Below are 15,176 nucleotides of genomic sequence, written 5' to 3'. Positions count from 1 at the left end.
AGGGCTTCGCGAGACAACAGCACATCCTGCTCGACCACCACCGCACAGCCGCCATTGAGCAACGGTGCCCAGACTTCCAGGGTACTGGCATCGAACGCCGGGTTGGAGGCAAACGCCACCCGGTCGTGTTCGTTGAAATCGGCGTAGCCGTTGTTGATCACCAACCGGCTGACCGCGCGGTGCGGCACCAGCACGCCCTTGGGCGTCCCGGTGGAGCCGGAGGTATACATGATGTAGACCGCCGCCTCGGCGGACTGCCGCAGCCCCAGGTCATGGGCCGGCTGGTCGGCCAGGTCGAGGCGGTCGAGATCGACGCGGCGGGCCGGGTAGCCGAGGGTTTCACGACTGCGGGTGAGCAGCAGCACCGCGCCGCTGTCCCGGATCATGAAATCCTGGCGTTCGGCCGGGGCATTGATGTCCAGCGGTACATAGACGGCCGCGCACTTGCTGATCGCCAGTTGGCTGACCAGCAGGTCGACCGAGCGCTCCAGCAGGATCGCCACGTGGTGCCCGGGCCTTACGCCCTGGCCGACCAGGTAATGGGCCAGGCGGTTGGCCTGCCGGTTGAGTTCGCCATAACCGAGCACCTGCTGGCCATGGATCACCGCCGGTGCCTCCGGCTGGGCCAGGGCACGCGCTTCGAACAGGCTGTGCAGGGTCTGGTCGATCGGGTAGGCACGCTCGGTAGCGTTGAAACCTTGCAGCAGATGCTCGCGCTCGGCCTCGGGCAGCATCGCCAGGTCATGCAGCGGCGTATTCGGCGCGAGCGCCAGCGCATCGATCAGGTGTTGCAGGGTCGTGCACAGGTAGCCGGCAATCCGCTCCAGCCCCAACTCGGCCGGCGCCTGGATCTTGAACGAGAAACCTTCGCCGAGGTCATCGACGTTGAGCACCAGTGGGTAGTTGCTGCGCTCGCGCGCCTGGAGCAACTGGATGCCATCCCAGGTCGCCGCCTGCTCGACCGAGGCTTCGGCAGCACTGCTGTGGCGGTAGTTGAACAGGCTGCTGAACAGCGGCAGCGAAGCGGGTACGCCACTGCAACGCTGGGCCAGGGCCAGCGACGCATGCTCGTGGCCAAGCAGTTGCGACAACCGCCCATGGGTCGACCGCAGGGCTTCGCGAACCCCGACCGCACCGACGCTCAGCCGCAGTGGCAGGGTGTTGATGAACATGCCCAGGGCCCGGTCGGCGCCCTCGCCGCCCTGCATCCGCCCCATCAGCACGGTACCGAACACCACTTCGTCACGCCCCGAGACCCGTCCGAGCACCTGGGCCCAGGCCAGGTGCAGCAGGCTCGCGGCATTCACCCCGAGCTGGCGGGCCTGCTCGCGCAGACGCAGGCACAGCGCCGCATCCAGCGCCACCGGCAGTTCATCGATATTGCGGCCATCGCCCGCGACCTCCTGCAAGCCGAAGGCCAGGGTCGGCTCGTCGATATCGCCAAGCATCTCGCGGAAGAAGGCCTCGTGCTCCGCCTCGCTGGTGCCCAGGCGCGTCTGCGCGACGTGGTTGCGATAAGGCACCGCCGCCCCCAGGCGCTGCACCTGGCCCTGCAGGCTGGCGCTCATTTCATGCACCAGCACGTCCAGCGCGGTGTGATCGAGCAGGATGTGGTGGAACAGCAGCACGCCGAACCAGCGGTCCAGTTGCTCGTCACGGGTATAGGCCAGGCGCAGCAACGGCGCCTGGTTCAGGTCCAGGCGATAGTGGCGTGGGTCGAAACGCTGTTGCAACTGCTGCAGGGCAGCGCCGGCAAGCGGGTCGCTGTCGAGCCGTTCCAGCGCCAGCGGAGCCTCTCGCCAGACCACTTGCACCGGCTCGCCGAGGCCTTCCCAGTGCACGCTGGTGCGCAGGATATCGTTGCGTTCGATCACCACGTTGAGCGCCCGGACAAAGGCCTTGACCTGCGCCAGGCCGGCGAACTCGAACTGCGCCTGCATGACATAGGGGTCGCCCGCGCGGGTCGCCAGGTGGTGGTAGAGGATGCCCGCCTGCAACGGTGCCAGGCCATAGATATCCTGCACATTGGCCACGCCGCCAGGGATGCTCGCGACGATCCGGTCGATGCCGGCCTGGTCCAGCTCGGCCAGCGGCAGCATTTGCGGGGTGATCCGCGAACAGTCGGCGGTGATGCGGTTGGCCGGAACCTGTACTTCGACCTGCCCGCCCACGGCGGCGGCCAGGGCGGCCAGGGTCGGTTGGCCGAACAGCACCCGCACATCGGCCGCCAGGCCCTGCTGGCGCATGCGCTCGATCAGCTTGACCGCCAGCAGTGAATGCCCGCCCAGTTCGAAGAAGTTGTCTTCGCGCCCGACCGGCCCGACCTTGAGCACTTCGCTCCAGATCTGCGCCAGGGCGGTTTCCACCGGGCCTTGTGGTGCCTGGTAGACCCGGCTTGGCAAGGCCGCCTGGTCCGGCGCCGGCAGCGCTTTGCGATCCAGCTTGCCGTTGGGGCTCAGCGGCAGCACTTGGAGGTGAACGAACAGCATCGGCACCATGTAGTCCGGCAACTGCTCCAGCAGATGGGCGCGCAAGGCGTCGATCGCCTGATGCTCGGTCGCCGTGTAGTAGGCCACCAGCCGCTTGTCGCCAGACACATCCTCGCGGGCAACCACCGCCGCTTCCTGCACCGCCGGGAAGGCGGTCAGGCGCGCCTGGATCTCGCCCAGCTCGATGCGCAGGCCGCGGATCTTCACCTGGTCGTCGTTGCGCCCCAGATACTCGATAGTGCCGTCCGCCAGGTAGCGGGCGACGTCGCCGGTGCGGTACATCCGCGCCTCGGCCTGCGGACTGAACGGGTCCTCAAGGAAGCGTTCGGCCGTCAGTTCGGCACGGTTCAGGTAGCCACGGGCCACCTGCACGCCGCCGATGTACAGCTCGCCAACCACCCCCAGCGGCACCGGCTGCATCTGCGCATCCAGCAGGTACATGCGGGTGTTGGCAATCGGCTTGCCGATCGGCGTGTTGTCCGGGGTCTGCTCGATCGGGCCGGCGCAGTTCCACGCCGTCACGTCCACCGCTGCCTCGGTCGGGCCGTAGAGGTTGTGTAGCTCGGCCCCCGGCAATTGAGCCTTGAACCGACGCACCACGCTACCCGGCAGCGCCTCGCCGCTGCAGATCACCCGCTTCACCGAGCCGCACAATGCGCTATCGCCATGGGCGAGGAACACGTCGAGCATCGATGGCACGAAGTGCAAGGTGCTGATCCGCTCGGCCTCGATCACCTCGCCGAGGTAGACCGGGTCCTTGTGCCCTTCCGGCCGCGCCATGACCAGGCGCGCGCCGGTGAACAGTGTCCAGAAGAACTCCCAGACCGACACGTCGAAGCTGAACGGGGTCTTCTGTAGCACCGCGTCCTCGGGCGTCAGGCCGTACTCGTCCTGCATCCACAGCAGGCGGTTGACCACCGCCGCGTGCTCGTTGATCACGCCTTTCGGCTGGCCGGTGGAGCCCGAGGTGTAGATCACGTAGGCGCTGTGCCGTGGGCTCAGTTCGGCAATCTGCGGATTGCTTTGCGGCTGCCCGCTCCAGTCGCGACGGTCAAGGTCGATCACCGGCACCGCCAGTTCACCCAGCAGCTCGCGGGTACCGGCCTGGACCAGCACCGCCAGCGGCGCACTGTCGGCCAGCATGTAGGCCAGGCGCTCCGCCGGATAGGCCGGGTCTAGCGGTACATAGGCGCCGCCGGCCTTGAGGATCGCCAGCAGGCCGACGACCATTTCCAGGCCACGCTCGACACAGATCGCCACACGCGTGTCAGGCCCTACGCCCTGCTCGCGCAGGTAATGGGCCAGCTGGTTGGCACGCCGGTTCAGCTCGTCGTAGCTCAGGTGCTGGTCGCCGGCGCTGACCGCCGGGGCCTGTGGTGCCGATTCGATCCTGGCTTCGAACAGCCCGTGCAGGGTCTGTTCGAGGTTGTAGTCGACCGCCGTGGCGTTGAAGTCCACCAGCAGTTGCTCACGCTCGGCGGCGCCCAGTACCGGCAGGCGCTCCAGGGCCAGTTCCGGCTCGAACTCCAGTGCCTGCACCAGCGACTCCAGCGCCACCTGCATGTAGTCGCAGATCCGTTGCGCACCGACCTCGGCGACCTGCGCCACCAGGCGGAAGGCATCGCCCAGGTCGTCGACGTTGAGGCTCAGCGGGTAGTTGGTGCGTTCCTCGCTGGTGAGTACCTCGATGCCCTGCCAGGCCTGCCGGGCCTGGGCGTCACGCTCGCCAAGATGACCGTGGCGATAGTTGAGCATCGCGCTGAACAGCGGCAACGGCGCCGCCACCCCGCTGCAACGCTGGGCCAGGGCCAGCGAGGCATGCTCGTGGCCGAGCAGGTCGGTCAGGCGCGCATGGGTCGCCTTGACGCCGTCACGCACCGAGGTGGCATCGATGTCGACCCGCAGCGGCAAGGTGTTGATGAACATGCCCAGGGCCCGGTCGCTGCCCTCGCCGCCTTGCATGCGGCCCAGCAGCACGGTGCCGAAGACCACGGCCGACTTGCCGCAGGTGGCCGCCAGCACCCGCGCCCAGGCCAGGTGGAACAGGCTGGCGGCGCTGACGCCGAGCAGACGGGCCTGGGCCCGCAGGCGCAAGGTCAGCTCGGTCGGCAGGAGCTGGCTGGTTTCCTCGATGGCATGGCCTTCGCCCTGCACGTCCCGCAGGCCGAATGGCAGGGTCGGTTCGTCGATATCGCCCAATTGCTCGCGGAAGAACGCTTCGTGTTCCTGTTCGCTGACACCCAGGCGCGCCTGGGCCACGTAGTTGCGATAAGGCACTGCCTTGCCCAGCGGCTCGTCCAGCCCGAGCAGGCCGGCCTGCAGCTCCTGGCCCAGCACCTCCAGGGCGGTGTGGTCGAGCACCAGGTGATGGAACAGCAGCACCGCCACCGTGCGCCGATTCAGCGGGTCGTAGGCATGCAGCAGGCGGATCAGCGGTGCCTGGGTCAGGTCCAGGCGATAGTGGCGGGCGTCGAAACGCGCCTGCAACTGCGCCAGTACATCGCCGGCCGCCGGGTCGAGGGCGACGGCCTCGACCGTCAGTTGCGCGTGGCGCCAGACCACCTGCACCGGCTGGTCCAGGCCCTCCCAGAGAATCGCGGTGCGCAGGATGTCGTGACGCTCGATCACCTGTTGCAGGGCGCCGGCGAAGTCCTCCAGGCGCTGCGGGTGGTCAAAGGCCATCTGTGATTGCAGCAGGTACGGATCACCCTGCCCGGCACTCAGGTGATGGTAGAGAATGCCTTCCTGCAATGGCGCCAGCGGGTAGATGTCCTGCACATTGGCCGCGCCGCCCGGCACGCTGGCAACGATCCGGTCGATAGCGGCCTGGTCCAGTTCGATGAGTGGCAACAGGTCCGGAGTGATCTGCTTGCAGTCGGCCGGAATGCGGTTGTCCGGCACCGTCACCGCCCGCCCACCGCCCACCGCCGCGGCCAGCGCCGCCAGGCTTGGCTGGTTGAACAGCACGCGGATATCGGCGCTCAGGCCGACCTGGCGCATGCGCTCGATCAGGCTGACGGCCAGCAGCGAATGGCCGCCCAGTTCGAAGAAGTGATCGTGACGGCCGACCCGTTCGACCTTGAGCACCTCGGCCCAGATAGCGGCCAGGGTGGTCTCGATCTCGCCGATCGGCGCCGCGTATTCCCGGCTGGCCAAGGTGGCCTGGTCGGGGGCCGGCAAGGCCTTGCGGTCCGGCTTGCCGTTGGGGCTCAGCGGGATGCTTTCCAGGTGCACGAACAGCGTCGGCAGCATGTACTCCGGCAGGTAGCCGAGCAGATGCGCCCGCAGTTCATCGACGGCCGGGGCTGTGCTGGCCGTGTAGTAGGCCACCAGGCGCTGGTCGCCCGGCTCGTCCTCGCGAACCATCACCACCACGTCCTGGAGCGCCGGATGTTCGGCCAGTCGAGCCTGGACCTCGCCCAACTCGATACGCAGGCCACGCAGCTTGACCTGGTCGTCGTTGCGGCCGAGGAATTCGAGGTTACCATCGAGGCGGTAGCGCACCCGGTCACCGGTACGGTAGAGCCGGTCGCCGGCAACGAACGGGCTGTCGATAAAGCGTTCGGCGGTCAGCTCGGCCAGGCCGACATAACCGCGTGCCACGCCAACGCCACCGATATGCAACTGGCCACTGACGCCCAGTGGCACTGGCTCGTCGCGGGTATCGAGGACATACAAGCGAGTGTTGTCGATGGCACGGCCGATCGGCAGTTGCGTGGTCGGTACCGGCGCCTGCGGCTCCAGTGTCCATACCGTGCTGTCCACCGTGGCCTCGGTCGGCCCGTAGACGTTATGCAGGCGCACCCAGGGCAGCCGTGCCCGCACTGCCTGGGCCAGGGCCGGGGTCAGGTCGCCACCGCCGCAGAACACATCGGTCAGGCTACTGCACTCGCCGACGTCCTCCACGTGCAGGAACTGTTGCAGCATCGCCGGCACGAACTGGATAACGCTGACCTGCTGCTCACGGACCTGCTGTACCAGATAGGCCGGATCGCGATGGCCATCCGGACGCGCCAGCACCAGGCGCATGCCGCTGCTCAGCGGCCAGAACAGCTCCCAGACCGAGGCATCGAAGCTGAACGGCGTCTTGTGCAGCAGCGTCCCCTGGGCGGCGTTGGCACAGAGCCGGGAACTCCACTGCACCAGGTTGCACACGCCACGGTGTGGCACTGCCACGCCCTTGGGCGTGCCGGTGGAACCGGAGGTGTAGATCACGTAGGCCAGGTCGGCGGCCGACGCCGGCGACAGGTTGGCCGTGGAGCGTTCGCCCCAGACCGCGTGGTCGAGGTTGACCAGCGGCACGGTGACAGGCCCCAGGCGCGCGAGGGTCGCGTCCTGCGCCAGCACCGCCAGCGGGGCGCTGTCCTTGAGCATGTAGGCGATCCGCTCCTGCGGATAACCGGGATCGAGCGGCACATAGGCGCCCCCGGCCTTGAGGATGGCGAGCAGGCCCACCAGCATCGGCACGCCGCGCTCGACGCAAATTGCCACCCGCGCATCGGCGCCCACGCCCTGCTCGCGCAGGTAATGGGCCAGGCGGTTGGCACGCTGGTTCAGTTCCCGGTAGCTCAGTTGTTCGCCGTCGGCTACCAGTGCCACCGCCTCTGGCGTACGCTCGACCTGGGCCTCGAACAGGCCATGGATCGCCTGGTCGGAGCCGTTGTCGAGGACCTGGGCATTCAAGCCGAACAAGAGTTGCTCACGTTCCCGAGCTGGCAACACCACCAGGCGATCCAGCGCCCGCCCTGGCTCCTGTTCCAGGGCCTGGACCAGCGACACGAGCGCCTGCTCCATCAGCTCGCAGATACGTGATGCGCCCACCGACGCCAGGGTCAGGGCGATCAGCCGGAAGCCCTCGCCGAGGTCGTTGACACTCAGGCTCAACGAGTAGTTGGTACGGCCATCGCTGGCCAGCGCTTCGATCCCCTCCCAGGCCGCCTGGGTATCGCTGCCACTCTGGCGATAGTTGAGCATTGCACTGAACAACGGCGCCGGTGCCGCCACCGCGCTGCAGCGCTGGGCCAGGGCCAGCGAGGCATGCTCGTGGCCCATCAGCGCGGTCAGCCGTGCATGGGTCGCCAGGACCCCGGCACGGGCCGGCGTGGCATCGATCCCGACCCGCAATGGCAAGGTATTGATAAACATCCCCAGGGCGCGGTCAGCACCCTGGCCGCCCTGCATCCGCCCCAGCAATACCGTGCCGAACACCACCTGTTCACGGCCGCTGGTGGCCGCCAACACCTGGCCCCAGGCCAGGTGGAACAGGCTCGCCGGTGTCACGCCGAGCCCACGGGCAGCCGCCCGCAGGCGCTGGCTCAGGTCATCGGCCAGCGGCCGGGCAACCTCCTCGATATCGCTGCCATCGTTCTGCACGTCCTGCAAACCGAAAGGCAGGGTCGGTTCGTCGATAGCGCCGAGCATGTCGCGGAAGAACGTTTCGTGTTCCTGATCGCTGACACCCAGGCGCGCCTGGGCCACATGATTGCGATAGGGCACCGGCTCGCTCAGGACCGCGTCCTGGCCGAGCAGCGTCGCCTGCATCTCCTGCAGCACCACCTTGAGTGCGGTATGGTCCAGGATCAGGTGGTGGAACAGCAGCGCGGCGACCGTGCGCTGAAGCGCCGGATCGTAGGCGTGTACCAGGCGGATCAGCGGCGCCCGGGTCAGGTCCAGGCGATAGTGGCGCGAATCGAAACGCGCCTGCAACTGGTCCAGCACCTCGCCGTCGGCCGGGTCGAGCGCCAGCGCCTGGACCACCAGTTCGGCCCGGCGCCAGACCACTTGCACCGGCTGTTCCAGGCCTTCCCAGAGGAAAGTGGTACGCAGGATGTCGTGACGCTCGATCACCTGTTGCAAGGCCCCGGCGAAAGCCTCCAGGCGCTCGGCGCTGTCGAAGGCCAGCCGCGACTGCAGCACATAGGGATCGCCCTGCCCGGCGCTGAGGTGGTGATACAGGATGCCTTCCTGCAACGGCGTGAGCGGGTAGATATCCTGTACGTTGGCGGCACCACCCGGCACGCTGGCAACGATACGGTCGATGCGCGCCTGGTCCAGCTCGACCAGCGACAGCAGGTCCGGGGTGATGCGCTGGCAATCGGCGGGAATGCGGTTGGCCGGTACCAGCACTTCACGACCAGTACCGATGGCCGCGGCCAGGGCCGCCAGGGTCGGCTGGCTGAACAGCGTGCGCACGTCGGCACTGAGGCCGGCCTGGCGCATGCGCTCGATCAGTGTCACCGCCAGCAGCGAGTGACCGCCCAGCTCGAAGAAGTTGTCGTGGCGACCGACCTGCTCGACCTTGAGCAGCTCGGCCCAGATCCGTGCCAGCCGGGTTTCCACTTCGCCCTCGGGGGCTTCGTAGCCGCGGCTGAGCAGCGCGCTGTCGCCTGGCGCCGGCAGCGCCTTGCGGTCCAGCTTGCCGTTGGCGGTCAGCGGCAGCGTGTCGAGTTGGACATAGGCCGACGGCACCATGTAGTCCGGCAACTGCGCCTGCAGATAATCACGCAGTGCCTCGATCTGCACCGACTCGCCCGCCACCGCAGCGCTGAACCAGGCCACCAGGCGCTTGTCTCCCGGCGCGACCTCGCGCACCAGCACCGCCACGTCGCGCACCTGCGGATGACGACCCAGGCGTGTTTCGATCTCACCCAGCTCGATACGGAAGCCGCGGATCTTTACCTGGTGGTCATTACGCCCCAGGTATTCCAGGTTACCGTCGGCACGCCAGCGCACCAGGTCACCGGTGCGATACATCGAGCCACCGGCGAACGGATCGGCGCTGAATTTTTCCGCGCTCAGTTCCGGCTGGTTCAGATAACCCTTGGCAATACCGGCACCGGCGACATACAGCTCGCCCACCGCGCCGAGCGGTACCGGCTGCTGGCGGGCATCGAGCACATAGGCGCGGCTGTTGCCGATGGGTCGCCCGATCGGAATGCTGTCGCCATCGACCGCCGTGATCTCGAACGTCGTCGAGAAGGTCGTGGCTTCGGTTGGGCCGTAGCCGTTGAGCAGGTGCTGCGGGGCCCCCTGCTCCAGCACTCGGGCAATCACCGCCGGATCCAGCACATCACCACCAACGATCAAGTAGCGCAAGGCGCGCAGACTCTCCATCAGGCCATCGGCATGCTGGTGGAACAGGCCCGCGGTCATCCACAACACGCTGACCGCCTGTTCGCGCAGCAACGCCGCCAGGGCTTCGCGGGACAACAGCACGTCCTGCTCGACCACCACCACGCAGCCGCCATTGAGCAGCGGCGCCCAGACCTCCAGGGTGCTGGCATCGAACGCCGGGTTGGAGGCAAGCGCCACCCGGTCCTGGGCGTTGAAATCGGCATAGCCGTTGTTCAGCACCAAGCGTGCAACCGCACGATGCGGTACCAGCACGCCCTTGGGCGTGCCGGTGGAGCCGGAGGTGTACATGATGTAGGCCGGTGCCTCGGCCGACTGGGCCAGGCCCGGATCATGTGCGGCCAGTGAGTCCTCGGCGAGCCGGTCCAGTTCCACCCGGCGCAGCCCCTGGGCGTCCGGCTGGTCGCTGCGGGTCAGCAGCAGCACCGCCCGGCTGTCTTCAAGCATGAAGCACTGGCGTTCGAGCGGTACATGGATATCCAGCGGCACATAGACCGCCGCGCACTTGCTGATGGCCAGTTGGCTGACCAGCAGCTCTGCCGAGCGCTCCAGCAGGATCGCCACGCTGTCCCCCGGCTGCACGCCGAGGCCGAGCAGGTGATGAGCCAACTGGTTGGCACGCCGGTTGAGTTCGCCATAGCCGAGCACTTGCCCGCCATGCACCACCGCCGGACTGTCCGGCTGGGCGGCGGCACGAATTTCGAACAGCCGGTGCAGGGTCTGCTGCCCAGGATAGGCTCGCTGGGTGGCATTGAACGCGTGCAACACTTGTTGCCGCTCCACCGCGGGCAGGATCGACAGTTGCCCCAGGGCCAACTCCGGGCTCTGTTCGAGCGCCTGCACCAGTTGCTCCAGGGCAACGCCCATGTAGTCACCCAGCCGTTGCGCGCCGACGGACACCGAAGCCAGCACGCGCAACTCGAAGCCGTTGCCGAGGTCATCGACACTCAGGGTCAGCGGGTAGTTGCTGCGTTCCTCGCCCCCGATCGAGTGAATGCCCTCCCAGAGCGCTTGCCCTGGCTCCGCGCGATCGGCGGCGCTATGACGGTAGTTGAGCAAGGCGCTGAACAACGGCAGCGAGGCATCCACCGCACTGCAGCGCTGGGCCAGTGCCAGGGACGCATGCTCGTGGCCGAGCAACGCGGTCAGTCGCGCATGGGTCGCCTTGACGCCGGCGCGTACGCTGGTTTCGCCCACTTCGACCCGCAGCGGCAAGGTGTTGATGAACATCCCCAGGGCCCGGTCGGCGCCTTCGCCGCCCTGCATCCGGCCCATCAGCACGGTGCCGAAGACCACCGTGTCCTTGCCCGAAGTAGCGGCCAGCACCCGGCCCCAGGCCAGGTGCATCAGGCTCGCCACACTGACGCCGAGCTGCCGTGCCTGTTCACGCAGACGCAGGTTCAGGTCATCCGCCAGCGGCAGCAGCGCCGACTCGATATCCCGGCCATCACCCTGCACGTCCTGCAGGCCGAACGGCAGGGTCGGCTCGTCGATATCGCCGAGCATCTCGCGGAAGAATGCCTCGTGTTCCTGCTCACTGGTACCGAGCAGGGCCTGGGCTACATAGTTGCGGTACGGCACCGCCGCCGGCAGGGGCTCGCCCTGCGCCGCGAGCAGGCTGCGGATCTCCTGCACCACCACCGCCAGTGCGGTGTGGTCCATGGCCAGGTGATGGAACATCAACACCGCGACAACCCGCTGCTGCGCCGGGTCTTGCGTATAGGCCAGTTGCATCAGGGGGGCCTGGCGGATGTCCAGGCGATAGGCACGCGCATCGAAACGTTGCAGCAACTGCTCGAGCACTTCGCCATTGGCCGCATCGAAACGCTCCTCCCACAGCGGCAGCTCGGCCTGGCGCCAGACCACCTGGACCGGCTGTTCCAGGCCTTCCCAAAGTACGCTGGTACGCAGGATATCGTGACGCTGGACGACCTGCTGCAGCGCAGCGGCAAAGGCCTGCAGACGCTCCAGGCCGTCGAAGGCCAACTGTGCCTGCAACAGGTAGGGATCGCCCTGCTCGGCGCTCATGTGGTGATAGAGAATACCTTCCTGCAACGGCGCCAGCAGGTAGATGTCCTGCACATTGGCCGCACCGCCGGGCACGCCGGCGACAATGCGGTCGAGGCTTGCCTGGTCGAGGTCGATCAGGGGCAGCAGGTCCGGGGTCAGGTGCCGGCAATCGGCGGGAATGCGATTTTCCGGGACCTGGATCTCGCGACCACTGCCGATCGCCGCTGCCAGTGCGGCCAGGGTCGGCTGGCTGAACAGCACGCGTACGTCGGTGTTGAGCCCGACCTGGCGCATGCGCTCGATCAGGATCACCGCCGACAGCGAGTGCCCGCCCAGTTCGAAGAAGTGATCGTGACGGCCCACCCGCTCAACCTTGAGCACTTGCGCCCAGATCGTTGCCAGGGCGACTTCCACGGCCCCCTGGGGGGCCTCGAAGGCACGACTGAGCAGCGCCTCCTGGTCCGGTGCCGGTAGTGCCTTGCGATCCAGCTTGCCGTTGGCGGTCAACGGCAACGCATCGAGCTGCACATAGGCCGAGGGCACCATGTACTCCGGCAGGCGGCTATGCAGGTAGATATTCAGGGCTTCGATCGCCAGGGCTTCGCTGGCCGTGAACCAGGCCACCAGGCGCCCATCACGCACCAGGACTACAGCTTCATTGATGACTTCGTGGCTGGCCAGTGCCGCTTCGATTTCTCCCGGTTCGATACGCACGCCACGAATCTTCAGTTGATCGTCGTTACGCCCGAGGTAGTCCAGATTGCCGTCGGCCAGCCAGCGCGCCTGGTCGCCGGTGCGGTACAGGCGAGCGTCCGGTTCGGCGCTGAACGGGTTGTCGATGAAGCGCTCGGCGGTCATCTCCGGGCGGTTCAGGTAGCCGCGTGCGACCCCGGCACCGCCGATGTACAGCTCGCCAGTCACGCCGACCGGGACCGGTTGCAGTTGCTCATCGAGCAGATAGACCTGGGCATTGGCGATCGGCTTGCCGATGTGCAGCACCTGCCTGGCGTGCATTTGTCCGGAAGTTGCAACCACCGTGGCTTCGGTCGGGCCGTAGTTGTTGATCACCGCGAAGCGCTGGGCCTGGTTGAACTGGCGCAGGCGATCGCCGCCAATCAGCAGGGTCCGCAGGGTCGGGTGTTCGATCTGCTGGGTGAAGACATGTTCGGCAATCGGGGTCGCCAGGAAGCAGACGTCCAGTGGCTGCTGTTGCCACCAGACCAACAGGCGGTCGATCTCCTGGTGGCCGATGTCCGCCGGCGGCAGATGCAGGGTCGCGCCCACGCACAGTGCCGACCAGACTTCCCAGGCCATGGCGTCGAAACCGAAACCGGCGACACTGGAGGCATGGTCGCCGGCCTTCAGTTCGAACGCGGTACGGTGCCAGTGGATCAGGTTCTCGACAGTGCGATGCTCGACCATCACGCCCTTGGGCAGGCCGGTCGATCCGGAGGTATAGATCACGTAAGCCAGGTGCGCCGGGGTCAGGCCAGCAGCCACGGGATTGTCCGGCGACTGCTCCTGCCAGGAGACGCGGTCCAGCTCCAGCACCGGAATTGCCAGTTCCGGCAATTGCCCGCGCAGTTCGCTGTGCGTCAGCAAGGCAACCGGCGCGCTGTCTTCGAGCAGGTAGCGGCGGCGTTCGCCAGGCAGCGCCGGGTCGACCGGGACGTAGGCGGCACCGGCCTTGAGAATCGCCAGCAAGCCCACCAGCATCCCGGGGCCACGCGGCAGGCTGATGGCGATGCGGTCGTCCGCCTGCACACCTAGCGTGCGCAAGTGGTGGGCCAGTTGGTTGGCCTGCCGGTTGAGCTGGCGGTAGCTGAGCGAGTCAGCGCCCTGTACCACCGCCAGGGTTTCGGGCCGATGCTCGACCTGGACCTCGAACAAGCCGTGGACGGTCTGTCCGCGCGGGAAGTCGACCGTGCTGGCATTGAACGCCACCAGCACCTGCTCACGCTCCGCCGCCGGCAGGATCACCAGGCGGTCAAGCGGCGTTTCGGGGGCCTGTTCCAGTGCCTGCTGCAGCGCCTCCAGCGCGTTGTTCATCATGGCGCAGACCCGCTGCGCGCCGGCCGAAGCCAGCACGTGGGCGGTCAGGCGGAAGTCTTCACCGAGGTCGTCGATGCTCAGGCTCAGCGGGTAGTTGCTGCGCTCCTGGGCGCCCAGCACCTGGATGCCTTCAGCCACCTCGATCACTTCGGCGGCATCGCCAGCAGCGCTGTGACGGTAGTTGAGCATCGAGCTGAACAGCGGCGTCGGCGCACTGACGCCGCTGCAACGCTGGGCCAGGGCCAGGGAGGCCTGTTCATGGTCGAGCAAGGCGGTCAGCCGGGCATGGGTGGCAAGTACGCCGGCACGCACGCCCTGCGCGTCGACATCGACCCGCAGTGGCAAGGTGTTGATGAACATGCCGAGGGCCCGTTCGGCGCCCTCGCCGGCATCCATCCGCCCCAGCAGCACGGTACCGAAAACTACCGCCGAGCGCCCCGACAGGCCGCTCAACACCCGCGCCCAAGCCAGGTGCATCAGGCTCGCCGCGCTGACGCCCAACTGCCGCGCCTGGTTGCGCAGGCCCAGGCTCAGACGCGGGTCCAGGGTCAGCCGACCCTCTTCGATGCCGGGGCCGCCCTCGGCCACTTCGCGCAGGCCGAACGGTAGGGTCGGCTCGTCGATATCGCCGAGCATGCCGCGGAAGAAGGCTTCATGGGCCGATTCGTCGAGGCTCATCCGTGCCCGTGCCAGGTAGTCGCGAAACGGCACTGCCGCCGGCACCTGCTCGCTCTGCCCGCGCAGGCAGGCGGCGATTTCCTGGCGAACCACATCCAGCGCGGTATGGTCCATGGCCATGTGGTGGAACAGCAACAACGCAACCACTCGCTGGTTGGCCTCATCGTTGGCGAACACCAGGCGCAGCAGCGGCGCCTGGCGCAGGTCGAGGCGATAGTGCCGGGAATCGTACAGCTCGCGCAGGCGGCCCAGCACATCACCCTCGGCGTCCTCCAGCCGGTGCTCATCGCATACCAGCGGCGCTTCGCGCCAGACCACTTGCAGCGGCTCGTCCAGGCTCTCCCAGGCGATGGCGGTGCGCAGGATATCGTGACGATCGATCACCCACTGCAAGGCCTCGACGAAGCGATCCAGGCGCGCGCGGCTGTCGAAGGTGAACTGCGCCTGCAGCACGTAGGGATCGCCCTGGGGGGCAGAGAGGTGGTGGTAGAGCATGCCGTTCTGCAACGGCGCCAGCGGGTAGATATCCTGGAGGTTGGCCGGTCCCCCCGGTACGGTCGCGACGATGCGGTCTATCGCCTCCTGGTCCAGGGTCACCAGCGGCAGCATTTCGGGGGTGATGCGAAAGGCCGGGCTGAGCCAGTCGCCGCCATGACTGGCGACCAGTTCGAGCAATTGAACCTTGTAGTGGCTCAACTGGTCCCACAACGCATCATCCAGCGCGTCGTCGTTCCCCTGGATCACCAGATCGTCATCTTCCCTTTGGAGACGGATCGCGTGGGTGGAAATAACTGCCATCAATTCACTGAACTGCAT

1 protein-coding gene (running past one end of the window) is annotated in these 15,176 nt (G+C 67.2%); it reads right to left on the bottom strand.

Going from position 1 to position 15,176, the window contains the following annotated elements:
• A protein-coding gene (locus AC6I6U_RS16400; RefSeq protein WP_497882945.1) for a non-ribosomal peptide synthase/polyketide synthase crosses the window boundary here: on the bottom strand, positions 1–15,176 show its 5' portion. Its footprint begins 7,525 nt before the window's first position; the window shows 15,176 of its 22,701 coding nt (coding positions 1–15,176); it begins with the start codon at positions 15,174–15,176; its stop codon lies beyond the left edge, outside the window.

It is taken from the genome of Pseudomonas sp. UTLPPB19802, from assembly GCF_059730225.1.
The sequence above is the reverse complement of the archived record's forward strand: the minus strand, read 5'-3'. Positions and strand labels throughout refer to the sequence as shown.